The organism is Arthrobacter sp. SE2, from assembly GCF_058244265.1.
The window spans coordinates 57,060-78,767 of record NZ_JBZAYA010000002.1 but is presented as its reverse complement, the minus strand read 5'-3'; the positions used below and the strand labels follow the sequence as shown (position 1 = coordinate 78,767).

Sequence of the window (21,708 nt, the reverse complement as noted above, 5' to 3'; positions counted from 1 at the left end):
CTCAGCCTCCGATCGCGCTCATGCTGCGGTCCGGTTGGATGAAGTCGGGTGCGCCGAGGCCGGTGTGGTCCATGCCGTGCGCTTTGGGTTTGATCCACATGGCGTCCTGCCAGCGTTGGGCGAGTTCCTCGTCGTCCGCTCCGGAGCGAAGGAGTCCCAACAGGTCGAATTCCTCGCGGGAGAACAAGCAGCTCATGATCTTGCCTTCGGCGGTGATCCGTGTGCGCCGGCAATCGGAACAGAACGGTTCGGTGACGGAGGCGATGATGCCGACGGTCCCCAGAAGCGGACCCGTGGCGTCCGCAGATGCCGGGTCCCGGCGTCGTACTTCGAATCGTTCAGCCGGTGCCCCGTCGCGTTCGCGCGGGTCCGGGCTCAGTGCGAAGTCTCGGGAGAGCAGTTCGCGGATCTCGGCTGCGGTGATCATGTCCCGCCGGGTCCAGCCGTGATCGGCGTCCAGCGGCATTTGCTCGATGAAGCGCAGCTCATAGCCGCGGTCCACGGCCCAGGCCAGGAGGTCGGGGGACTCGGCGTCGTTGATTCCGCGCATGAGGACGGCATTGATCTTGACCGGACCCAGCCCTGCAGCCCAAGCGGCATCGACGCCGGCCAAAACCTTGTCCAGGAAGGGTCGCCTGGTCAGCTTCGTGAACGTTTCTTCGTGCAGGGAGTCGAGGGACACGTTGATGCGGGTGAGCCCGGCGTCCTTGAGCGCCGCCGCTTTCTTGTCGAGTCCGACGCCGTTGGTGGTCATAGAGATCGGCAGCTCGGGGTGCGCCTCGCGGAGGGCCGAGATGATGTCCACCAGGTCGGCACGGACCAGGGGCTCGCCTCCTGTGAGGCGCAATTCGCGGACCCCGAGCTGTTCGACGCCGATCCGCACCAGCCGGACGATCTCGGCGGCGGTCATGACGGCCTGTTTGGACAACCATTCAAGGCCCTCGGCAGGCATGCAGTACGTGCAGCGGAGGTTGCATTTGTCAGTCAGGGACAAACGCATGTCGGTGGCCCGGCGTCCGTAACGGTCGAACAGGCCCGGGGGAGTTCCTGCAGGGCGCGGCGGGGGCGCAGAAACGCTGCTTCCCGTCCCGTCGCCCGTAGGAGGCAACGGCATGCCTAGCTGAACACTCATGGGTTCAGGCTACGCCAGGCAGGGCCCGAGCGTGATATCGCCCACCGGTCACGTTCGTCGTCAGCTCCCGTGGAAGGCAAGGAAAGGCGTGACTTCTTACGGAATGCATACGGTTGGCCTGGCGGCGCCCGGAACACATACCGCGGGCACCATGCGAATCTATGCTGAAGGTGTGAACACGCAGTCCGCCCCGCACCCTGCCGAAGTCGGCAATCGCCGCATTCTGCTGGTCGAAGACGAACAGACCATCGCCGATGTCGTCCGGGACTACCTGGTCCAGGCTGGCTTCCAGGTCGATCTCGCGGGCGACGGCTTCACCGCACTGAGCCTCGCGGCCGCCAGGCGGCCCGACCTTGTCATCCTGGACCGGATGCTGCCAGGACTCGACGGCGTGGAAGTGTGCCGCAGGCTGCGCCTGGCCATGAGCGTTCCCATCATCATGGTCACCGCCCTTGGCACGGAAGACGACCGGATCCTGGGCCTGGAAACCGGAGCGGACGATTACGTCACCAAACCCTTCTCACCCCGCGAGCTTGTCCTCCGCGTGAAGTCCGTATTGCGCCGGAGTATCCGGGAATTCAGCCCGGAACCTCCCGTGGAGCTCGCCGGCTTCGAATTGGATCCGGCGTCCCGCACAGTGCTCCAGGATGGCAAACCCCTCATGCTTACGGTGCGTGAGTTCGATCTGCTGGCCTTCCTGCTCCGCAGGCCCAATCAAGTGTTCAGCCGCGAGGATCTCATCAAGGCCGTGTGGGGCTGGGACTTCGGGGATTTGTCCACCGTGACAGTCCACGTCCGTCGCTTGCGCGAAAAGATCGAGGACAACCCCACCACCCCGGTGCTGCTCAAGACCGTCTGGGGAGTCGGCTACCGCTTTGACGCGAAGGAAGGTGGACATGCAGGCAGCTGAAATGTTCGCGATCCTGGGCTGGATGCTGCTGTGGGCTGTCCTCATCGGCGCCTTGACCCTTGCCTTGCTGCGTTTCCTGCGCGGCGCGTCGATCCTGGTACAGATCTGCCTCGTGGTGGTGGCCACCGTTGCCGTTCTCGTGGCAGGGATGGTGAGCGCCTTCAATGCGATGTTCATTTCCGCGGTGGACCTCGAAGTCATGTGGTACATCCTCGGGGTGGCCTCGGCCGTGGCAATAGCGATTTCCCTCGTCCTCGGGGCCGGGGTGTCCCGCAACGCCATCCGGCTCGTGGCAGCAACGCGGCGCCTCGGCAGCGGAGAAGCCCTCGATGGCTCCTTCCTGACGCAATCAGGATCGCGGCGGGCCGGACCGGCAATGAACTCCGAGCTTGCCCAGCTCGCCCAGGAACTCGAAGCGAGCAGCATCAAACTCGAGGAATCCCGACGGCGGGAAGCCGCCGTCGAGACCGCCCGCCGCGAACTGGTCTCCTGGATCTCGCACGACCTCCGGACTCCTTTGGCCAGTATGAGGGCCATGGCCGAAGCGCTGGAAGACGGCATGGCCTCCGACGTCCCAACGTACTACCGCAAGATCATCGCCCAGACGGACCAGATGGCCGTTATGGTCAACGACCTCTTGGAACTGTCCAAAATCCAGGCCGGAACGCTCCGGCTGAGCGCAGAATCCTTGGACCTCTACGACCTCGTGAGCGACGCCATCGCCGATCTTGCGCCGCTCGCCGCCCAGCGCGGCATCCGGCTCGACGGCGGCGGCGACCGCGAGTGCATGGCCATCGCGGACGGCCCGAGCCTGGGAAGGGCCGTCCGGAACGTGGTGCTTAACGCGATTATCTACAGCCGGCCCGACGGCGGGGTCGTGGTTCGCGTCGGACGCGACGGAAGCGACGCCGTCGTCGACGTCGTGGACAGCTGCGGTGGCATCGACGACGAGGATCTCGCCCACGTTTTCGAGACCGGTTGGCAAAAGGACCGTTCCCGGGGAGCGGGAAAGCCCGTCGAAGGGGGTCCGCCGCGGTATAGCGGGGCAGGCGTAGGACTCAGCATGGTGGCGGGCATCGTGAAGGCGCATGGTGGCGCGGTCACGGTGGCGAACACGGGCGAGGGTTGCTGTTTCACGCTCCGCCTTCCCTCGGGTGCGCAGGCAACCCCATCCCGCGCCGAGGTATCTCCGATACTTACAGTTCACGCGGACGAGGTTCCGGCAGAGAGCCACAAACAGGCAGGGACATCATCATGAGCAGGACCACTTCGAAGAAAGCCAGTACCAGGACGGCAGCACGGTGGGCGGCGGCGTGCGGCGTGGTGGCCATCGGACTCGGGGTGGCTGCCGGCGAGTTGCTCGCCGGGTTCCTGAGCCCGTCCGTCTCGCCGGTCACCGCGCTGGGCGGCGTGGTCATCGACGCCGTTCCGGGTTGGGCCAAGGAACTGGCCGTCAACCTTTTCGGCACTGCTGACAAACTTGCCCTGATCGTCAGTATCGCACTGGTGACCCTCGTCCTCGCCGCGGTCGCCGGGCTCCTGGAGTATCGGCGAAAGGGAGCGGGGCTGGCGCTTGCCTTGCTCGCCGGAGCGGCGGGGCTGGCTGCCGTGCTGACCCGTGCCCAAGCCGCGCCCACTGCGGCAATCGCCCCCGTCGTGGCCACCATCGTCACCATGCTTTTCCTCCGGCTCCTGATCCAGCGGCTCGAAACCTGGCGACCCGTGCCCGAAGCAGCCGACATGCCGTTGGCCCGCCGAAGCTTCATGCAATTGCTGGGTGGAACCGCGATCGCAGCCGTCGTCGTAGGGATCGTGACGACGGTGGTGCGCAGGGCCGGAACGGTGGCATCCGATTTCCGCCGCGGGGTGGCCCTTCCCGCCCCGGTGACTCCTCCGCAGAAGGTTCCCGACGGCGCTGCACTCACCTTGGCGGGTCTGCAGCCGCTCGTCACGCCGAACCCCGACTTCTACCGGATCGACACTGCGCTCATCCCGCCTGCCGTGAATCCGCCGGACTGGACCCTCAAGGTGACCGGTTTGGTTGAACGCGAAGTCCAGTTGGATTTCGCCACGCTGCTGACCAAACCGATGATCGAGCGCTACGTGACCATCGCTTGCGTGTCCAACGAAGTCGGCGGAGACCTGATCGGCAACGCCCTCTGGCTGGGTTGGCCGGTCCGCGAACTCCTCGCCATGGCCGGACCCAAGTCCGGGGCGGACATGGTGCTGTCCCGCAGCACTGACGGCTGGACCGCCGGAACCCCCCTCGAAGCGCTCACTGACAATCGCGACGCGATCCTCGCTGTCGGAATGAACGGCGAACCGTTGCCGCTGGAGCACGGCTTCCCCGTCCGGATGGTCGTCCCGGGCCTCTATGGATATGTTTCTGCCACCAAATGGCTGACGGAACTGAAGGTGACCCGTTTCGCTGACGACCAGGGCTACTGGGTTCCGCGAGGTTGGAGCGACCACGGTCCCATCAAGACGCAGTCCCGCATCGATGTGCCCCGGGACGGCCGCTCGGTCAAGGCCGGAACGGTCCAGTTCGGCGGTGTCGCCTGGGCTCAACACCGCGGCGTTTCCCGCGTGGAGTTGCGCGTCGACCGCGGAAGCTGGCATGAAGCCAAGCTCGCTCCGGGGATCTCCTCGGACACCTGGTACCAATGGCAGCTGGGCCTTGACTTGGGCTCAGGGAACCATGAAGTCCAGGTCCGTGCCACCGATGCCACGGGTACCCCGCAGCCCGAAGCCCAAACCCCCGTGGCACCGGACGGCGCCACGGGGTTCCACACCATCCATGTCACTGCAAACTGACACTAGGCTGGGTAGGTCTGAGCGAAACAACCCGGGAGGAACCCTCGTGGCACGATCCGTCGCAGCCCACCGTCAAGCCGTCCAGGAGCTACTGTCCGGCCTTGCACACATAGACGGCACCGAAGAGCTGCCGTTGATGGGGGCGCTCGGCCGGATACTTGCCGCGGACGTGTTGGCCCCGCTCAGCCTGCCGCCGTTCGCCAACTCCCAGATGGACGGTTTTGCCGTCCGCGCAGCGGACCTCGCCCCCCACGCAGGGAGTGACGCCGGTGCGGAGCTGACGGTCGTGGATCCCGTCCCGGCCGGCGCGGCACCGGCCCGGCTCATGCCTGGCACCGCAGCCCCGATCATGACCGGCGCCATGATGCCCGAGGGTGCCGACGCCGTCGTGCCCATCGAACAGGCAGTGCCTGATGTCTTTCCCGTCCCCGGTGTCCCATCAACCGTCCGCCTTCCTACCACTGAGCCCGGAACGTTCGTCCGCGACGCCGGGAGCGACATCACCGCGGGAACCGTTGCCTTGCGCGGGGGAACGGCCCTCGGACCCGGGCAATTGGGGCTGCTCGCCGCCCTGGGGATGACCGCCGTCGAGGTCCGCATGCCGGTGCGCGTGCTCCTGGTCACCACCGGCGATGAAGTCGTGGAACCGGGTACGTCCCTGCCGGAAGGCAAGATCTACGATTCCAACGGAACCCTGCTCGAAGCCGCCATGCTGCAGTCCGGTCTCCACGTCACGCGGACGGGAATCAGCGGCGACAATCCTACTGAGCTGCTGGCGCTCCTCCGCAGCCTGGGCGGCACCGTCGATCTCATCGTCAGCACCGGGGGCGTCAGCAAGGGGGCCTACGAAGTGGTCCGGCAGGCCATGATGGACCAGTCGGTCGAATTCGTGTCGGTGGCCATGCAGCCCGGCGGCCCCCAAGGGATCGGAACGTTCGACGGCCTGCCCTTCCTGGGATTCCCGGGCAATCCCGTGAGCTGCCTCGTGTCCTTCGAAATGTTCCTTCGCCCGGCGCTCGCCGCCGTCGTGGGCAGCCCTGCATTGCGGCCGAGCCTGCTGGCCCGCCTTGCGGAGTCTTTGACCTCGCCGGCCGGTAAGCACCAGGTCCGCCGGGGCACCCTTCTTCCCGGCGGAACGGTCAGGCTTGAAGGGGGTCCAGGCTCCCATCTCATCCATGCGCTCGCCAACTCGAACGCGCTGGTCCAGGTGCCTGCAGCAGTCACGGAACTCGCCGCCGGGGCGGAAGTGGAAGTATGGATGTTGTGAATGACACTCCAGATCCCGCAAGCATCGTCGGCGGCCTCACCCACTTGCGCCATGATGGCGGCGCCCTTACGCATTTGCGCCAAGACGGAACAGCCCAAATGGTCGATGTCTCCGAAAAGGCCGTGACCACGCGGGAGGCCACCGCCACCGCCACCGTCCACAGCACGTCCGAGGTGCTCACCCTGCTCGGCGCCGGTGACCTCCCGAAAGGCGACGCCCTTGCGGTGGCGCGCGTTGCCGGCATCATGGCAGCCAAGAAGACGCCCGAACTCATCCCGCTGTGCCACCCGCTGCCGATTTCCAAGGTCACTGTGGACTTCGAACTCGGCCCGGACACCGTGGTTGTCCTGGCAACGGTGAAGACCAGGGGCGTCACGGGCGTGGAGATGGAAGCTTTGACTGCGGCCTCAGTTGCTGCCTTGAGCGTCTACGACATGATCAAGGCAGTGGATAAGCACGCTGTCATCAGCGGCATCCAGGTGTTGGCCAAGAGCGGCGGAAAGAGCGGCGACTGGGCCCTTCCCGCCTCGTCCGGTGCGTCCGGCGAAGGAGAAAGCGCATGAACGCCTGCGAACCTGCCCGTGGTCCGCGGAAGGCCGGCGTTGTCATCGCGTCCAACCGTGCCGCGGCGGGAATCTACGAGGACAAGAGCGGCCCCGTGATCCTGGACTGGTTGGTCGAACACGGCTACCAGACCTTCCCCGTCATGGTGGTCCCGGACGGTGAGCCGGTCGGTGCCGCCATCCGTGCGCTGCTGACCCTGGAACCCGCCGTCGTCATTACCAGCGGCGGCACCGGGCTGAGCCCCGATGACCGCACTCCGGAAGTCACCCTGCCTTTGCTGGATCGCGAAATACCGGGGCTCATGGAAGGCATCCGCCGCGCCGGAGCCGCCAAGACCCCCATGGCGATGTTGAGCCGGGGCCATGCCGGTACAGCAGGCAAGACGTTCATTGTGAACCTGCCGGGTTCGCCGAAGGGCGTAATGGACGGCCTTGCCGTCCTTGATCCCATCATCGCCCACCTTTGCGATCAATTGGAGGGAAGTCATGACCACTGAAACCGACTTCGAAGTCATCAGCGCGATCCTTAGCGCGGAGCCGATTTCCGTGGATCAGGCCATAGCAGCCGTGGAATCGGATACGGCGGGAGCGGTCGTGAGCTTCAGCGGCGTGGTCCGGAACCACGACGGCGGAAAACCCGTCGACAGGCTCAGCTACAGCGCCCACCCCACCGCGCACCAGGTCATGGCCGACGTCGTGGCGAAGCTTGTGGCGGAGCACTCGGGGGAGGCCGCACAGCCTGTCCGGATCTGGGCAGCACACCGGATCGGCTTGCTGGAGATTGGCGACCCTGCGCTCGTCTGCGCCGTTGCCGCTGCACACCGCGGACAAGCCTTCGCAGTGTGCTCGGAGCTCGTGGACAGGATCAAAGCCCAAGTGCCCATCTGGAAGGAACAGTTCTTCAGCGACGGCACGGTCGAGTGGGTCGGCGCCGGGGAGTAATCCAGCGCAGGGGATCGCGAGTGCTACAACGTCACGAGATTTGTGCGCACCGCATGGATGAGTACTTGGACGCGGTCGCGCACGTCCCATTTGTTCATGATGCGGCCGAGGTTCGACTTGACGGTCGCCTCTGAGAGGTGGAGGGCCTGCGCTATCTCGGCGTTTGACATACCCTGCGCGAGAAACACCACAATCGACAGTTCGCGTTCCGTGAGCGCTTGGGCGCGGGAGAGCGAGACGTGACCGTTGGGGGTGGCCGTATCTCGAACGGCTGCGATGAGTCCACGAGTTATGCGCGGCGAGAGCACTGACATGTCAGCGTGCACGTCCAAGATGGCGCTGACGATCTCGTCCGGATGCGTGTCCTTCGCGAGATAACCGGAGGCTCCGGCCCTGAGCGCGGAGATGACGTGGCTTTCGGAAGAGAATGTGGTCACTGCAAGGACCCGGGCGTCCGGGTATTCGGCAGTGATCATCTCTGTCGCCTCAATGCCGTTCATCACCGGCATCTGGATGTCCATCAGCACGACGTCCGGTTGCAACATGCGGTACTGCTCGACGGCTTCCGTTCCATTAACGGCTTCTCCGGCCACAACTGTGGCCGGGGCCGACTCTAGGAAGATGCGCAGTGCGTGTCGCACGAGGGCTTCGTCATCGACGATCAGAACACGCACGCCCTCCGTTACTACAGTTTAGGCGTCGGGAGTCGACTCTCAGATCGGACGAAAATCGCGCGAGGAATCGACTTTCGTCGGTAGAACCTGTGCCTGCAGGCTGCGACGATCAGGTTGTTGGTACTTTCAGGCAGAAGGGGACTTGACTAGTGTGCCTGAGGGGCGGGGCGCTTCATCTGGATAATTGGGGGATGAAGCGAAAGGGTCCGGCAGACGCTACCCGCAATGTCCAAGGGTCTGCTGGTTCGTGGCTTCTGGGCGTTCACAGCGTTGCCGGCCGGTGCTCGTCTCGCATTGGGGGCCGTGGTCGCGGTGGCGCTGCTCGTGGATGGTGTACTGGCGTTACTTGCCCAGACGCCGATGCCCACCGCGATCGTTTACGTCGGCGCGCTTATCGCAATCGGTGCTTTCGCGTGGCGGCCTCCCGTGGCGGCGACGGTGCTCGTGGCATGCGGCCTCGCGGCAACATTGCTTGGTGCGGGTGGGCCTTACTCTCTGGCCCTTGCCGTCTCGGTCGGCTTGGTCACGAGAACGTGCGGTCGGTGGCTGTGCGTCTCATACTGCGTCGTCACAGTGGCGTTGGCGATGGTTGCGGAAGGGGTTGGCCAGGGGCTTGTACAAGGCGGCGGGGTCGGGAGCGTTGCCGTTGGCCTTGCTTCAGGACTGATCGGTTGGGGGTTCCGCGGAGGTCGAGCGAGGGAGCATCAGCTTGCTGCTCACATTGATCGGCTCAAAAGGGAATCGGCGGCCGCCGTACAAATGGAGCGGGATCGAATCGCCGATGAGCTGCACAACATCATTGCCCGCGACATCACGGCCGTTGTCATGCAGGCCCGGGCCCTCGAACTGGTGGACGACCCCGTGACTAGAGACACATCGAGGCGTGCGATCACCGATGCCGCTACACAGGCGCTCACAGACATCCGTCGGATGCTGCGTTTAGTCCAGGGGACGGACGAGACCGTCGGAGGAGCCGGGCCAGGTGCCGTGTCCTTGGCAGCGACGTTGGAATCATTACGACTGGGACTCGGCTCGATGGGAGCCTCGGTGGAGCTCTCCTTCCCCGGCAGTGAGATGTCAATTTCGAGCAGCATCGAGACCACGCTCGTGCACATCGCTCGTGAGGCAGTCACCAACGTGATGAAGCACGCTCGGCAGACCCCGTCGATTCGTTTGGCGGTCACGTCTGATCGTGAATGGGTCACTTTGCAGGTCTGGAATGCTCCGTCCAGCGGCAGAGGGGACGAGACCGCTGATGCGACGGGGTACGGGCTGAAGCGGATGAACGATCGTGTGATGCTGCTGGGTGGAACATTCGAGGCAGGCGGTGATGAAAAAGGGTGGACCGTGACGGCGACGATGCCCAGGTTCTAGCGGACCAGTTATACGAAAGTAGCTATGCCGATGACGGCCGCATCGTCGGCTTCATCGGGCCTAACGGCGCTGGCAAGACCACCACCATGCGAACCGCCCTCGGCCTTGAGAAGCCCGATTCGGGACGGGCGTTGTTCGACGGACGCCCGTATGGAGAGCTACCCAACCCACGCCAGCGCGTTGGGGCGGTCCTCGACGCCGGGGCGCTGATCCCTGAGCTACGGGCGATCGAGCTCCTGTGGTACTGCGCAAGTGTTCAGGGCGTGGACAACGCGCGGGCCGAACGGGTGCTGGACATGGTCGGCCTTGGTGGGGCCCGCAGACGGCGGGTGCGCGAGCTTTCCCTTGGCATGAGGCAGCGCCTCGCGCTCGCCGCAGCTATCTTGGGCAACCCAGGCAACTACGTCCTTGATGAGCCGCTCAATGGTCTCGACCCGTCGGGCATCCAGTGGCTGCGTCACCTGCTCATCCAACTTCGTGATGATGGAGCCGCGATTCTCCTTTCGTCGCACATCATCACCGAGCTCGAGCTTGTGGCCGACGACGTCGTACTGATCAACAACGGTGTACTCAAACTCCGAAGCAGCCTTGCCGACCTCGCACGAGGAGCCGGGGCGCACGTCCACGTCGTAAGCGAAGACGTCAGCACGCTCATCGCGCTCGCAGAGGGAAACGGCGCCACCATCGTCGAGGCAGACGCTCGCGCCGTCGTCGTCGCAGACATCACAGCGCGTGAGGTGTTCTCCCTTGCAGCTGCGCATGGGCTTGTCTTGGACGAGCTTCGCACCGAGAGAGTCTCTCTTGACGACGTGTATCGACGGATCGTGGACACGAAGGTAGAAGGAGAGGCTCGTTGAGGACGCAACGGCTGGCCGAGCTCGTGTCCGCGGAGACGGCCCGGATCATCCGGACCCGAACATCCGTGGTCGTGCTGTTGCTGGGAGCCGCCGTACCGCTCGCACTCGGCGTAGGGCAAGCGATCTATCGAAAGGTGTCTTCGCCGGCACAGGATCTGACGGGTATCGCGACGGCCGGGGTCGACATCTTCGCGTTCGTGGCAGCTCTGGCGGCGGCCATCGGCGTAGGCCGGGACTACCAGACGGGAGCGATCGGCTTCCGAATGTTGCTCGTCCCGCGCCGCGGCCGGCTCCTTGCGGCGAGTGCACTCGGGTACAGCGGGGTCGCCGCAGCACTTGCGTTGCTCGCCATGCTCATGGGCGGCGTGTTCGCTGCCGTGTTGGGCGGGACACCCGTGCCCTTCTCTTTTGACTCCGTCGCCGCGGTAGTGTGCTCGATCGCTGCGGTCGTGCTCGCCTCATGCTTCGGCGCAGGGCTCGGGTACGCGGTGCGCTCAGCCACCGTCGCCGCGATCGTCATCATCACCGTTTTTTGGCTTGCACCGATCACGCTCCTTATCGCCGGACTGAGTGGAGTCCCGGGCGCTACGGCAGGAGCGAACATGACCATCGGGATACTGGTCGGGCAAGCGATCAGCGCCACCCCGGAGCCCGGGGACAACCTTGGGCCCTGGGGAGCGCTCCTTCTTCTTACGATCTGGTCCAGCGGAGTGCTTCTCCTGGCTGCTCTGCGATTGAAAGGAAAATGATCCCATGTCCAAGAAAATCCAATCGTGGCCCTGGTTCCTTGTGCCCACGCAGGTGGTGGCGGCGCTCGTTATCGCCATCAGCATCCCGGGACTCGAGGCGGCTCGGGAAGAAATCGGTGCTGATTCGCTGGTGATTCCCATCGTTGCCATGCTCATCCTCGCAGTCGTCGCCGGCTCGGTCTTGGGACTAATCGTTCTGGGCGTTCGAAAGCTCGTACGACCGCGATCCGTCGCTCCGACCCGCGACTAAGGGTGAACCCGACGGCGAAAATCCCGGTGCGCGCCGCCCGGTAGGGTTAAGGGCATGACCGAACAACTTGCTGTCGCCGTTCTGGGCGCCCAGGGACGCATGGGTATCGAAGCCGTCAAAGCGGTGGAGGCAGCCTCCGATATGAAGCTCGTCGCGGCGCTCGGCCGCGGCGATTCCCTTGATACCCTGCTCGACGCCGGAGCCAAGTTTGTCGTCGACCTGACCGTTCCGGACAGCACCGAGGCGAACGTACGCTTCGCCGTCGAACACGGCATGCATGCTGTTGTTGGGACCACCGGTTGGGATGCCGCGCGGCTCGCTGCGTTGCGCGGCTTGCTTGAGGCGAACCCGGATGCAGGCGTCCTTATTGCCCCCAACTTCGCCCTCGGCTCCGTCCTCGCCTCGGCCTTCGCCGCCAAGGCCTCCAAGTATTTCGAATCGGTGGAAATCATCGAGCTGCACCACCCGAACAAGGTGGACGCTCCCTCGGGCACAGCCGTCCGCACGGCCCAGCTCATTGCCGCCGCCCGCGAAGAAGCCGGTGTCCCGGCAAGCCCGGATGCCACGAACACCGCCCTTGATGGCGCCCGCGGTTGCGACGTAGACGGTGTCCGCGTCCACAGCGTCCGCCTGCGCGGACTCGTGGCACATCAGGAAGTGCTCCTCGGCGGGCCGGGTGAGCAACTGACCATCCGCCACGATTCCTTCGACCGGGCGTCCTTCATGCCCGGTGTGTTGCTGGGACTGCGCAATGTGGCGTCCCACCCCGGGCTGACAGTCGGCCTGGACGGCTATCTGGATCTGGGGCTGTAGGCGCATGGGCTCGCTCTGGAACGCATTCAAGGAGAACCGCACCAAGATCTGGGTGGGTGCCGTCACCCTGTTGTTGGTTCTCTACCTCGTGGTCACCTTCGAACGCTCGATCCTGCTGCTCAGTGACGCGAACCTGGTCGCCAAGGGAATCGGCGCTGCCTATCTGGTGCTTCCGATCATCGGAGCGTGGGCATTGATCCGCGAGCTTGTGTTCGGTGCGCGCACGGAGAAGATGGCGAAGGTGCTCGAAGCCGAAGGCGGGCTGCCCGTAGACAACTTGCCCCGCACACCGGGAGGCCGCATCGTGCGTGCCGCCGCGGACGCCGAGTTTGAGAAGTACCGCGTGGAGGCCGAGGCCGCCCCCGAGGACTGGCGTTCCTGGTTCCGGCTCAGTTGCGCCTACGATGCCGCGGGCGACCGCAAGCGCGCAAGGGAATCCATGCGCGACGCCGTGCGCCTCTTTCGCACTGAGCCCACCACGGCGGAGCGGTAGCGGCTGCCGCCAAGAAGGAAACACCCTTGTGTTCGAATATATGTTCGAATACCATGGCTGCATGAACGATCCTTCGAAGCGGCCGAACGGCTATCCCCAAGGCCTGGATGGGCCCATGAAAGCGATGAGCCCGGGCGTCGTCGATTTCCTCTTCCGGCAGCTTGTGGCGGGGGAGCCGCCTGAAGATGTGCAGTGGCGGCGCGAGGGAACCGTTCTGGGCGAACAGCAGCCGGGCGCCGAACTCGCCAGGCGGCTTGAGGAGACTGACCTCGAATCGTTGACCCCCGTTGAGTTGTTCGACTATGTGCGGGCCGCCCAGCGGCTGGGAGCGTGGGCAGACCGCTTGCGGGAGTCAGCGGTTGCGCTGTATTGCTCGCCGGAGGCGCCAGCCAAGCCCGGGCGCCATAGCGACGCTTCAGCCTGAGGCCTTGCTCCCATTTCGTTGAATTTGACGACAATCACGCGGGCCCCATTCTCCTAACCCGCAGCTGACAGGGTAACGTTTTTCATATGTCTGACTCTCGTGCGAACGTTCCTGCTCTCGGTACCCTTCTGACCGCCATGGTCACCCCGTTCACCAAGGACGGCGAAGTTGACTACAAGCAGGCAGCGGAACTGGCAGTCAAGCTTGTTGACGACGGCTGCGATGGCTTGGTCGTCACCGGAACAACCGGGGAGACATCCACGCTCACCGATGAGGAAAACCTCGGCATGTTCCGCGCCGTGAAGGAAGCCGTAGGTGGTCGCGCGGCCATCATCGCGGGAACCGGAACCAACGACACCGCACACTCGGTGCACCTCTCCCAGGAAGCCGCGAAGCTCGGCGTCGACGGACTCCTGATCGTCACCCCGTACTACAACAAGCCGAGCCAGGCCGGCGTCCGCGCCCACTTCGAGGCCATCGCGTCCGCCACCGAGCTCCCCGTCATGCTCTATGACATTCCCGGACGCTCCTCCATTCAGATCACGCCGGAGACCATGATCGGCCTGGCCGCCCACCCCAACATCGTTGCGGTCAAGGATGCCAAAGCCGACTTCGCCGCGGCCACCCGCGTCATGGCCGAAACCGACCTCCTCTTCTACTCGGGGGACGACGGCCTGACCCTCCAGTGGATGGCCATGGGTGCGGTAGGCCTGATTGGCGTCACCACCCACGTCGTTACCCGCCGTTTCCGTGAGCTCATCGACGCCATCAACTCGAACGACCTTGGCACGGCACGCAAGATCAACTTCGAACTCGAGCCCGTGATCCGCGCAACCATGACCCGGGTCCAAGGCGCCGTCGCCGCCAAACAAATTCTTAAATGGCAGGGAGTCCTGCCCAACTCGGTTGTCCGTTTGCCCCTCGTGGAGCCGGACACCGCCGAGATCGCAATCATCCGCGAGGACTTGGCGGAAGCTGGAATGGACTTCACTGTCTAGAACGATTCCGCCGGAAAGTAGCGCATTATGACCCAAACCGCCCTTCCCGGACTTGTCACCCCGCCCAAACTTCCGCAGGGAACACTCCGGATTGTGCCCCTTGGCGGGCTGGGGGAGATCGGCCGCAACATGGCCGTTTTCGAAATCAATGGCAAGCTGCTGGTAGTTGACTGCGGCGTGCTCTTCCCTGAAGAGACCCAGCCGGGTGTTGACCTGATCCTGCCCGATTTCTCCTACATCGAGGACAGACTGGACGACGTCGTTGCCATCGTCCTGACGCACGGCCACGAAGACCACATCGGTGCTGTGCCGTACCTCCTGCGCCTGCGTCCGGACCTGCCGTTGGTCGGCTCCCAGCTGACGCTTGCCCTCGTTGAGGCCAAGCTCCAGGAACACCGGATCAAGCCATACACGCTCACGGTCGCCGAAGGAGAAGTGGAGCAGTTCGGCCCCTTCGAATGCGAATTCGTTGCCGTCAACCACTCCATTCCGGACGCCTTGGCCGTCTTCATCCGCACCGCCGGCGGCAACGTGCTGCACACGGGCGACTTCAAGATGGACCAGTTGCCCCTCGACGGCCGCATCACGGACCTGCGCCACTTCGCCCGCCTGGGCGAAGAAGGGGTGGACCTGTTCATGGCCGACTCCACCAACGCGGATGTCCCCGGTTTCACCACGGCGGAAAAGGAAATCGGTCCCACCCTGGACCGCTTGTTCGGCCAGGCCAAGAAGCGCATCATCGTCGCGTCCTTCTCCTCGCACGTGCACCGCGTCCAGCAGGTGCTTGACGCGGCCGCCAAGCATGGCCGCAATGTCGCCTTCGTGGGCCGTTCCATGGTGCGCAACATGGCTATCGCCGCGAAACTGGGCTACCTTGACGTCCCGCCGGGAATCCTGGTGGACATCAAGAACATCGACAACCTTCCGGACCACCGCGTGGTCCTGATGTCCACGGGCTCGCAGGGCGAGCCCATGGCAGCGCTGTCCCGGATGGCCAACGGAGACCACCGCGTGGTGGTCGGCCAGGGCGATACCGTCATTCTGGCCTCGAGCCTCATCCCTGGCAACGAGAACGCGGTCTACCGGATCATCAACGGGCTGCTCAAGCTCGGCGCCGACGTCGTCCACAAGGGCAACGCCAAAGTGCACGTCTCCGGCCACGCCGCGGCGGGCGAACTGCTCTACTGCTACAACATCCTCAAGCCCTTGAACGCGATGCCTGTGCACGGCGAAACCCGGCACCTCATCGCCAATGGCAATCTGGCGGAAGAGTCCGGCGTGCCCTCGGACCGCGTCATCCTCAGCGACAACGGCACAGTCATTGACGTCAGGGACCACAAAGCCAATGTAGTGGGCCAGGTGGAAGTGGGCTTCGTCTATGTGGACGGCTCCAGCGTGGGTGAAATCACCGACGCCGACCTCAAGGACCGCAGGATCCTCGGCGACGAGGGCTTCATCTCGGTTATCACCGTGATCAACCGGACCACAGGCAAGATCGTCTCGGGCCCGGAAATCCACGCCCGCGGCGTGGCCGAAGACGATTCCGTCTTTGACGAGATCATCCCCAAGATCAACGCGGCCCTTGAAGACGCAGTGCTCCACCACGCGGACCACACCACCCACCAGCTCCAGCAAGTGGTGCGTCGTGTGATCGGCACGTGGGTCAACCGCAAGCTTCGCCGGCGTCCCATGATCATCCCGTTGGTTTTGGAAGCTTAGTCAGGCTCCGAACGGCCCGGTTCAAATGAACCGGGCCGTTCGTGTTTCACGACCGGCTCGCCTCAATGCCGGGTCCGCAGATTGTCCAACAGGGGCAACATGGTTCCTCCGCGCCCCTGAAATCCGCGGGTTTCCGGACGGGTTGGGGTAGCGTGGCCGATATGGCGACTCGTACTACCTCCGCGCCTAGAGGCAGCTCCAACAGCAAATCCGGCGGCTCGGGCAGCGGCCGGACCCCGGCTAAGACCGGCCGGAGCGGCACAGGCACGGCCCGCGGCAAGCAGGCAGCCGTCGTCGAACCCCAACAGCCGTGGATCCTGCGCGCGCTTGCCGGCGTCTGGCTGGGAATCGGGCACGTGGTGGGCGCGGGCGTCCGCCGGATCGGCTACGACGTCAGTGACCTTGATCCCGCGGACCGCCGGGATGGCGCCGCGCTTTTCAACCTGGCCCTCGGTGTCTTCATAGCAACCTTCGCCTGGTGGGGCTTCAAAGGCTGGTTCCCGGACGTTGTCTACAGCATCGTGAACGGAACCTTCGGCTGGGTATCCCTGCTTCTTCCGCTCATGCTTTTCGTCTGCGCTTTCCGGCTCTTCCGGCAGCCGTGGGACAGCCGTGGCAACAACCGCGTGGGCATCGGCTTCCTGATCATGACGTTCGCCGGCACCGGCTTGGCCCACATTATCGGGGGCCAGCCGACCGTCGCCGATGGCTTCGAGGGCCTCCGGCGCGCGGGCGGGATGCTCGGCTTCCTCGCAGCCTCGCCTCTTGCCGCTATCCACCCCGTGGTCCCCGTCATGGTTTACGGTGCCTTGGCGTTCGTCTCCCTCTTGATTGTGACGGCCACACCCTTCGGCGCCATTCCCCGGCGTATCCGTGGCGCCTACGAGCACCTTATGGGCGTCGACCTGGTGGATGCCGACGCGCAACGCGGCGATTCCCACGACCGCAGCTACCTCTACGAAAACGAGGCGGCCGTTGAACCGAAGAAGAAGCGCCGCAAGCGCTTCTTCGGCAAGGATCACGACGACGACCCCACGCTTGAAGGCTATGTTGGCGACGAGGCCTTCGAACACGCAATCGTCGACGACGATGCCCCTCCCGCAAAGGGCGGGCCGGCAGTTCCGCCCGGGGTTCGCAGGCCGACGCAGGCCGAAATCGCCGTCGAGAAGATCAAGGCCGCACAGGGTCTTGGAAGTGCACAGGGACTTGGAAGCCCGAAGGCGATTGCGGACAACGCGACCGAAGCGATCCCCCTGGTCGTGCCGACCGCGGCACTTTCGCCGGCTGTGCCGCCGGTCATCGTGCCTTCGGCGCCCGTCAGTCCGCCACCACCCCCGACGCCGATCCCGCAGCGCACCGAGCAACTTTCGCTTGCCGGGGACGTCACCTACACGTTGCCGTCCTCGGACAACCTGACTCCGGGTTCCATTCCGAAGGAGCGCACGGAAGCGAACGACGCCGTCGTGGCCGCCCTGACGGACACCTTGCAACAGTTCAACGTGGACGCCACTGTCACCGGCTTCAGCCGGGGGCCAACCGTGACCCGTTACGAGATCGAACTTGCCTCCGGCACCAAGGTGGAGCGCGTCACGGCGTTGTCCAAGAACATCTCCTACGCCGTGGCATCGAGCGATGTCCGTATCCTCAGCCCGATCCCCGGCAAGTCGGCCATCGGCATCGAGATCCCCAACACGGACCGCGAAACCGTGTCCCTCGGCGATGTCCTGCGCAGCCAGAACGCGCGGCGGACCGACCACCCCATGGTGATGGGCGTCGGCAAGGACGTCGAGGGCGGCTACGTCGTCGCGAACCTCGCGAAGATGCCGCACTTGCTCGTGGCGGGTGCCACGGGTGCCGGCAAGTCGTCGTTCGTGAACTCCATGATCACCTCGATCCTGATGCGCGCGACGCCCGATGAGGTCCGCATGGTCATGGTGGACCCCAAACGCGTCGAACTGACCGCGTACGAGGGTGTTCCGCACCTCATTACGCCCATCATCACCAACCCCAAGAAAGCCGCCGAGGCACTTCAGTGGGTAGTGCGCGAAATGGACGCCCGCTACGACGACCTCGCCAACTACGGCTTCAAGCACATCGACGACTTCAACAAGGCTGTCCGCGCCGGCAAGGTTGTTCCGCCGGTTGACTCCAAGCGCATCATCAAGCCGTACCCTTATTTGCTGGTAATTGTGGACGAGCTCGCCGACCTCATGATGGTGGCCCCGCGCGATGTCGAAGACTCGATTGTCCGCATCACCCAGCTCGCCCGTGCTGCCGGCATCCACCTGGTCCTGGCCACCCAGCGTCCTTCCGTCGACGTCGTCACCGGCTTGATCAAGGCGAACGTCCCGTCGCGTATGGCGTTCGCCACGTCCTCTGTCACCGACTCCCGTGTGGTCCTGGATCAGCCCGGCGCGGAAAAGCTCATTGGCCAGGGTGATGCACTTTTCCTCCCCATGGGCGCCTCCAAGGCGATGCGCGTGCAGGGCGCCTGGGTCACCGAGTCCGAAATCCACCGCGTGGTGGAGCACGTCAAGGGACAACTCAAGGCCGTCTACCGTGACGACGTCGCGCCCGAGGCGCAGAAGAAGCAGATCGACGACGACATCGGAGACGATCTCGAGGTCCTGCTCCAGGCCACCGAACTCGTTGTCACCACCCAGTTCGGCTCCACGTCGATGCTGCAGCGCAAGCTCCGCGTCGGCTTTGCCAAGGCAGGCCGCCTCATGGACCTGCTGGAGTCGCGCGGAGTCGTGGGTCCGTCCGAGGGTTCCAAGGCGCGCGATGTCCTGGTCAAGCCCGACGACCTCGCGCCCGTGCTGGCGGCCATGAAGGGCCAGGACGCTCCGGTCACGCCCGACGCGCACACGGCCGCCCTGAGCGAGAACGCGAACGCGAACATCGCCGTCGGCGGGTACGCAGAGGACCTCGTGGCCACCGATCTCGAGCGCCGCAAGCAGGTCACGGAATACCACGACGGCGCAGATGGCATCGATGACGAGGACGAAGGCGGCGAAGACGCCTGGTCATTGACCGGACGGTAGCCTAGAGGGGTGACTACATCCGACGGCAGCAAAGCCGGTTCCAGCAGCTCCGATATCTGGAATCTGCCCAACATCCTGACGATGCTCCGAATTGTCCTGGTTCCGTTCTTCGTCTGGTTCCTTCTGGAGGACAACAGCCAGCACGGCCTCTGGCGCTGGGCCGCCGTGGTGGCCTTCGCCGTGGCGATCTACACGGACAGGCTCGACGGCGACATCGCCCGGAGCCGCAACCTCGTCACCAACTTCGGCAAGATCGCGGATCCGATTGCCGACAAGTTGCTGATCGGCTCGGCACTTGTTCTCCTCTCGGCGCTGGGAGAGCTGCCGTGGTGGATCACCATCCTCATCCTCGTGCGCGAATGGGGCATCACGGCATTGCGCTTCTTCGTCATCCGCTATGGGGTGATGCCGGCCTCGCGTGGCGGCAAGCTGAAGACCGTCGTCCAGACTGTCGCCATCTTCCTTTACATCCTGCCTCTGAATTCTTTCGCTCCGTGGCTCCTCAGCGTGGCCTTCTGGGTCATGATCGTCGCCCTTGTTATCACGGTGTGGACCGGCGTCGAATATGTGATTGAAGCCGCAAAACTTCGCGCGGCCGGCAAGCGCGCATGAGCCCCACCGCTGATGAGGTGGCCGCCTCCGCCGTTGCCCTCGCCATCAAGCGGGGCATCACTGTGGCGACCGCGGAATCCCTGACCGCCGGGATGGTTGCCGCCACTCTCGCTGATACCCCGGGGGCGTCAGGCATGCTCCAGGGCGGGGTGGTCGCCTACCAGAACGCGGTCAAGGCCGAAATCCTGGGGGTGTCCGAGGAGCTGCTTTCCGCCGTCGGATCCGTCGACGCCGAGGTGGCGGCGGCCATGGCCGCCGGCGCGAGGCGCGCGTGCGGGGCCGACGTCGGGATCTCCACTACGGGGGTTGCGGGGCCTTTGCCGCACGACGGGAAGCCGGTTGGCACCGTCTTCATTGGCGTCGCCACGCAGGGCGGAGCCACAGCGCATGCCTACTCCTTTCCGGGGGATCGGCCAAGTATCCGTGCCCAGGCAACGGCGGCCGCACTGGAGCGCTTGCTGGAGTGCCTTCTCCATGCCGACCTACTGCACGTAAAGTAGCCGGGAACAAAAACAGCGGCCCAATAGTTGTTACATTGTGTCGCCCCGGAATGGCCGGGGCGCCTAGGATGTAAAAAACAACCGGTGCACCGGCAAGGTGAACCGGACTCACGAGGGAGCAAGGCGATACAGATGGTTAAGCAGCCCGTATCCATAAACGGCGTTGTCCGCTGGAAGGATGTGGGCTTGGCCGAGAAGGCACCGAGCGAACAGAAGGAGCGCAAAATGGTTGTACTGCGTCACGAAATTGGTGATGTCCTGCGCGATGTCCGCCAGCGCCAGGGCCGTACGCTCCGCGAAGTCTCGCACAGCGCCCGCGTTTCCCTTGGCTACTTGAGCGAAGTTGAGCGCGGCCAGAAGGAAGCATCCTCAGAGCTGCTGTCCTCAATCTGCTCAGCGCTGGACGTTCCGTTGTCCGGCATGCTCCGAGAGGTCAGTGACCGGGTTGCCGTCGCCGAAGGCGTCGCTGTTCCGGACACCGTCCCGCAGGAATTCGCCCAGCGCTACGGCCGCGATCTCGACCGCGAGCTCAGCGCCGAATTGAACGACGATTTCACCCAGGGCATGCTCTCCGGAGCCCGCTAGAACGCACTGACTCCGGTACGCAGTTGCCGGGGGTGAGGTTCAGCACGTACCTGCCGGGATGCGTTGCGCCGAAACATCGGCAAATGCTTGAAGCAAGAAGGAGGGCCTCCATGTGGAGGCCCTCCTTCTTTGGTCTTTTGTTGCTCGGCGCGGTCAGTCCTTGCCGATTCCTTCGCCGTAGGCAGCGTTGAGCCGTTCAATGTAGTCCGCCAGCGTCTGGATTTCTTCCAGGGGCCACTCACCCAGGCGTTCCCGGAATACCTGCCGGCGTGCGTCCTGGACCTGGTGCATCTTTTCTTCGCCCTTGGGAGTGAGCCGGATCGATTGTGCGCGGCCATCCTGGGGGTCGGCTTCTTTGTAGACCATGCCGATGCTCTCGAGGAACGCGATCTGGCGGCTCACTGAGGGCTTTCCGACGCCGATGCACGAGGCGAGCTCCGTCAGGCGGATGGGGCCTTCTTTCCGGATAATCGTCAGCAGTCCGTATGCGGCTGGTTCCATGTCGGGATGGACCTGCCGGGATAGCTGGTGGGACAGCGATCGTGCGCGTCGCCAGAACATGCTCAGCTGGTGTTCCACCTGCTGGAGGGCGGCGTCGACGTTGTCGCCTGCCTCCACCATCTCTGGCGCGTCGTCGGGAGTGTTGCTCATGACAACCATTCTAGAGTCCGCTCCCATGAGAGACTCTATTGGTGCGGATCAGTGACTTCTGGCGGCTGATGGACGATGAATTCGGGGCTGGTTACTCCCGGGTCCTCAGCAGCTCCCTTGTATTGGCCGGCGTCGGCGGCCGTACGGCAAACGACGCCTTGGCAGCGGGCTACAGCCCCCGCGACGTCTGGCTTGCCCTGTGCGACGTCCAGGACGTTCCTCCGGAGCGCCGACTCGGCAGGGATATCAAGCCCGCGGACAAGGGTTCCGGAACGTTCTGAGTTCCGGTTCCTGGCGGACACGCCCGCAAATTTGTTCGAATATCTGTTCGGATGAG

Annotated in this window: 24 protein-coding genes; 21 read left to right on the top strand and 3 right to left on the bottom strand. The window is 64.6% G+C overall.

Annotation, left to right across the window (positions count from 1 at the left end; all coding sequences use genetic code 11):
- Window position 1: 1 nt before the first annotated feature.
- Complete coding sequence (gene moaA / locus AC4CS3_RS03080) at window positions 2-1,132, bottom strand: GTP 3',8-cyclase MoaA (protein WP_490782162.1); 1,131 nt, start codon at window positions 1,130-1,132, stop codon at window positions 2-4.
- Between the two features lie 151 nt (window positions 1,133-1,283).
- On the opposite strand from moaA, the gene AC4CS3_RS03075 reads away from it, so the two are divergent.
- Genes AC4CS3_RS03075 through AC4CS3_RS03045 form a run of 7 tightly spaced genes read left to right on the top strand, consistent with a single transcriptional unit; the run spans window position 1,284 to window position 7,628 of the window.
- On the top strand, window positions 1,284-2,042 hold the full coding sequence (locus AC4CS3_RS03075) for a response regulator transcription factor (protein ID WP_345449869.1): 759 nt from the start codon (window positions 1,284-1,286) through the stop codon (window positions 2,040-2,042).
- Window positions 2,029-3,300 (top strand): sensor histidine kinase, encoded by a 1,272-nt coding sequence (locus AC4CS3_RS03070; RefSeq protein WP_490782161.1) that lies wholly within the window; start codon window positions 2,029-2,031, stop codon window positions 3,298-3,300. The genes AC4CS3_RS03075 and AC4CS3_RS03070 overlap by 14 nt, the downstream gene beginning before the upstream one ends.
- Window positions 3,297-4,856: a molybdopterin-dependent oxidoreductase gene (locus AC4CS3_RS03065; RefSeq protein WP_490782160.1), complete on the top strand. Its 1,560-nt coding sequence runs from the start codon at window positions 3,297-3,299 to the stop codon at window positions 4,854-4,856. The genes AC4CS3_RS03070 and AC4CS3_RS03065 overlap by 4 nt, the downstream gene beginning before the upstream one ends.
- Window positions 4,840-6,123 carry a molybdopterin molybdotransferase MoeA gene (locus tag AC4CS3_RS03060; protein WP_490782159.1) on the top strand — a complete coding sequence of 428 codons (1,284 nt, stop codon included), beginning with the start codon at window positions 4,840-4,842 and terminating at the stop codon, window positions 6,121-6,123. Before AC4CS3_RS03065 ends, AC4CS3_RS03060 begins: the two co-directional genes overlap by 17 nt.
- A complete protein-coding gene (gene moaC / locus AC4CS3_RS03055; RefSeq protein ID WP_490782158.1) occupies window positions 6,111-6,686 on the top strand; it encodes a cyclic pyranopterin monophosphate synthase MoaC in 576 nt (191 codons plus the stop codon). Before AC4CS3_RS03060 ends, moaC begins: the two co-directional genes overlap by 13 nt.
- Window positions 6,683-7,183, top strand: a complete 501-nt coding sequence (locus AC4CS3_RS03050) for a MogA/MoaB family molybdenum cofactor biosynthesis protein (protein WP_490782157.1) — start codon at window positions 6,683-6,685, stop codon at window positions 7,181-7,183. The genes moaC and AC4CS3_RS03050 overlap by 4 nt, the downstream gene beginning before the upstream one ends.
- Window positions 7,173-7,628 carry a molybdenum cofactor biosynthesis protein MoaE gene (locus AC4CS3_RS03045; RefSeq protein ID WP_490782156.1) on the top strand — a complete coding sequence of 152 codons (456 nt, stop codon included), beginning with the start codon at window positions 7,173-7,175 and terminating at the stop codon, window positions 7,626-7,628. The genes AC4CS3_RS03050 and AC4CS3_RS03045 overlap by 11 nt, the downstream gene beginning before the upstream one ends.
- A 23-nt stretch (window positions 7,629-7,651) precedes the next feature.
- On the opposite strand, the gene AC4CS3_RS03040 is transcribed toward AC4CS3_RS03045, so the two are convergent.
- Complete coding sequence (locus AC4CS3_RS03040) at window positions 7,652-8,302, bottom strand: response regulator (RefSeq protein ID WP_490782155.1); 651 nt, start codon at window positions 8,300-8,302, stop codon at window positions 7,652-7,654.
- Window positions 8,303-8,527: 225 nt separating this feature from the next.
- On the opposite strand from AC4CS3_RS03040, the gene AC4CS3_RS03035 reads away from it, so the two are divergent.
- The 13 genes from AC4CS3_RS03035 (at window position 8,528) to AC4CS3_RS02975 (ending at window position 20,720) form a co-directional block, all read left to right on the top strand.
- Window positions 8,528-9,676 (top strand): sensor histidine kinase, encoded by a 1,149-nt coding sequence (locus tag AC4CS3_RS03035; RefSeq protein ID WP_490782154.1) that lies wholly within the window; start codon window positions 8,528-8,530, stop codon window positions 9,674-9,676.
- Complete coding sequence (locus tag AC4CS3_RS03030) at window positions 9,643-10,533, top strand: ATP-binding cassette domain-containing protein (RefSeq protein ID WP_490782153.1); 891 nt, start codon at window positions 9,643-9,645, stop codon at window positions 10,531-10,533. The genes AC4CS3_RS03035 and AC4CS3_RS03030 overlap by 34 nt, the downstream gene beginning before the upstream one ends.
- Complete coding sequence (locus tag AC4CS3_RS03025; RefSeq protein WP_490782152.1) at window positions 10,530-11,282, top strand: hypothetical protein; 753 nt, start codon at window positions 10,530-10,532, stop codon at window positions 11,280-11,282. Before AC4CS3_RS03030 ends, AC4CS3_RS03025 begins: the two co-directional genes overlap by 4 nt.
- Before the next feature lie 4 nt (window positions 11,283-11,286).
- Window positions 11,287-11,532 (top strand): hypothetical protein, encoded by a 246-nt coding sequence (locus tag AC4CS3_RS03020; RefSeq protein WP_490782151.1) that lies wholly within the window; start codon window positions 11,287-11,289, stop codon window positions 11,530-11,532.
- A 54-nt stretch (window positions 11,533-11,586) separates the two neighbouring features.
- On the top strand, window positions 11,587-12,345 hold the full coding sequence (gene dapB / locus AC4CS3_RS03015) for a 4-hydroxy-tetrahydrodipicolinate reductase (RefSeq protein ID WP_490782150.1): 759 nt from the start codon (window positions 11,587-11,589) through the stop codon (window positions 12,343-12,345).
- Between the two features lie 4 nt (window positions 12,346-12,349).
- Window positions 12,350-12,838, top strand: a complete 489-nt coding sequence (locus AC4CS3_RS03010; protein ID WP_490782149.1) for a hypothetical protein — start codon at window positions 12,350-12,352, stop codon at window positions 12,836-12,838.
- A gap of 61 nt (window positions 12,839-12,899) precedes the next feature.
- The gene (locus AC4CS3_RS03005) at window positions 12,900-13,262 is read left to right on the top strand and encodes a hypothetical protein (protein WP_437773115.1); all 363 of its coding nucleotides are present in this window, start codon (window positions 12,900-12,902) and stop codon (window positions 13,260-13,262) included.
- A gap of 86 nt (window positions 13,263-13,348) precedes the next feature.
- Window positions 13,349-14,260: a 4-hydroxy-tetrahydrodipicolinate synthase gene (gene dapA / locus AC4CS3_RS03000; RefSeq protein ID WP_490782148.1), complete on the top strand. Its 912-nt coding sequence runs from the start codon at window positions 13,349-13,351 to the stop codon at window positions 14,258-14,260.
- A gap of 27 nt (window positions 14,261-14,287) precedes the next feature.
- Window positions 14,288-15,979: a ribonuclease J gene (locus AC4CS3_RS02995; protein ID WP_441431600.1), complete on the top strand. Its 1,692-nt coding sequence runs from the start codon at window positions 14,288-14,290 to the stop codon at window positions 15,977-15,979.
- A gap of 161 nt (window positions 15,980-16,140) precedes the next feature.
- A complete protein-coding gene (locus AC4CS3_RS02990; RefSeq protein WP_490782147.1) occupies window positions 16,141-19,023 on the top strand; it encodes an FtsK/SpoIIIE family DNA translocase in 2,883 nt (960 codons plus the stop codon).
- A gap of 9 nt (window positions 19,024-19,032) precedes the next feature.
- Window positions 19,033-19,635, top strand: a complete 603-nt coding sequence (gene pgsA / locus AC4CS3_RS02985) for a CDP-diacylglycerol--glycerol-3-phosphate 3-phosphatidyltransferase (protein WP_490782146.1) — start codon at window positions 19,033-19,035, stop codon at window positions 19,633-19,635.
- Window positions 19,632-20,135, top strand: coding sequence for a CinA family protein (locus AC4CS3_RS02980; RefSeq protein WP_490782145.1), 504 nt, complete (start codon window positions 19,632-19,634; stop codon window positions 20,133-20,135). Before pgsA ends, AC4CS3_RS02980 begins: the two co-directional genes overlap by 4 nt.
- Window positions 20,136-20,267: 132 nt before the next feature.
- The gene (locus AC4CS3_RS02975) at window positions 20,268-20,720 is read left to right on the top strand and encodes a helix-turn-helix domain-containing protein (protein ID WP_059387810.1); all 453 of its coding nucleotides are present in this window, start codon (window positions 20,268-20,270) and stop codon (window positions 20,718-20,720) included.
- 153 nt (window positions 20,721-20,873) lie between these two features.
- Here the strand turns inward: AC4CS3_RS02975 and AC4CS3_RS02970 are convergent, their stop codons facing one another.
- The gene (locus tag AC4CS3_RS02970; RefSeq protein WP_078105745.1) at window positions 20,874-21,371 is read right to left on the bottom strand and encodes a MarR family winged helix-turn-helix transcriptional regulator; all 498 of its coding nucleotides are present in this window, start codon (window positions 21,369-21,371) and stop codon (window positions 20,874-20,876) included.
- A 41-nt stretch (window positions 21,372-21,412) separates the two neighbouring features.
- On the opposite strand from AC4CS3_RS02970, the gene AC4CS3_RS02965 reads away from it, so the two are divergent.
- A complete protein-coding gene (locus AC4CS3_RS02965; protein ID WP_490782144.1) occupies window positions 21,413-21,652 on the top strand; it encodes a DUF3046 domain-containing protein in 240 nt (79 codons plus the stop codon).
- The last annotated feature ends 56 nt before the right edge of the window (window positions 21,653-21,708 follow it).

Bases quoted from the DNA above. Each gene is read 5' to 3' on its own strand.
- AC4CS3_RS02995 (WP_441431600.1), top strand. From the start codon at position 14,288: ATGACCCAAACCGCCCTTCCCGGACTTGTCACCCCGCCCAAACTTCCG.
- AC4CS3_RS03010 (WP_490782149.1), top strand. From the start codon at position 12,350: ATGGGCTCGCTCTGGAACGCATTCAAGGAGAACCGCACCAAGATCTGG.
- moaA (WP_490782162.1), bottom strand. From the start codon at position 1,132: ATGAGTGTTCAGCTAGGCATGCCGTTGCCTCCTACGGGCGACGGGACG.
- dapA (WP_490782148.1), top strand. From the start codon at position 13,349: ATGTCTGACTCTCGTGCGAACGTTCCTGCTCTCGGTACCCTTCTGACC.
- AC4CS3_RS03070 (WP_490782161.1), top strand. From the start codon at position 2,029: ATGCAGGCAGCTGAAATGTTCGCGATCCTGGGCTGGATGCTGCTGTGG.
- AC4CS3_RS03075 (WP_345449869.1), top strand. From the start codon at position 1,284: ATGCGAATCTATGCTGAAGGTGTGAACACGCAGTCCGCCCCGCACCCT.
- AC4CS3_RS03050 (WP_490782157.1), top strand. From the start codon at position 6,683: ATGAACGCCTGCGAACCTGCCCGTGGTCCGCGGAAGGCCGGCGTTGTC.
- AC4CS3_RS02970 (WP_078105745.1), bottom strand. From the start codon at position 21,371: ATGAGCAACACTCCCGACGACGCGCCAGAGATGGTGGAGGCAGGCGAC.
- AC4CS3_RS02990 (WP_490782147.1), top strand. From the start codon at position 16,141: ATGGCGACTCGTACTACCTCCGCGCCTAGAGGCAGCTCCAACAGCAAA.
- AC4CS3_RS03045 (WP_490782156.1), top strand. From the start codon at position 7,173: ATGACCACTGAAACCGACTTCGAAGTCATCAGCGCGATCCTTAGCGCG.
- AC4CS3_RS02980 (WP_490782145.1), top strand. From the start codon at position 19,632: ATGAGCCCCACCGCTGATGAGGTGGCCGCCTCCGCCGTTGCCCTCGCC.
- AC4CS3_RS03065 (WP_490782160.1), top strand. From the start codon at position 3,297: ATGAGCAGGACCACTTCGAAGAAAGCCAGTACCAGGACGGCAGCACGG.
- AC4CS3_RS03060 (WP_490782159.1), top strand. From the start codon at position 4,840: ATGTCACTGCAAACTGACACTAGGCTGGGTAGGTCTGAGCGAAACAAC.
- AC4CS3_RS03020 (WP_490782151.1), top strand. From the start codon at position 11,287: ATGTCCAAGAAAATCCAATCGTGGCCCTGGTTCCTTGTGCCCACGCAG.
- dapB (WP_490782150.1), top strand. From the start codon at position 11,587: ATGACCGAACAACTTGCTGTCGCCGTTCTGGGCGCCCAGGGACGCATG.
- moaC (WP_490782158.1), top strand. From the start codon at position 6,111: ATGGATGTTGTGAATGACACTCCAGATCCCGCAAGCATCGTCGGCGGC.
- AC4CS3_RS02975 (WP_059387810.1), top strand. From the start codon at position 20,268: ATGGTTAAGCAGCCCGTATCCATAAACGGCGTTGTCCGCTGGAAGGAT.
- AC4CS3_RS03035 (WP_490782154.1), top strand. From the start codon at position 8,528: ATGTCCAAGGGTCTGCTGGTTCGTGGCTTCTGGGCGTTCACAGCGTTG.
- AC4CS3_RS03005 (WP_437773115.1), top strand. From the start codon at position 12,900: ATGAACGATCCTTCGAAGCGGCCGAACGGCTATCCCCAAGGCCTGGAT.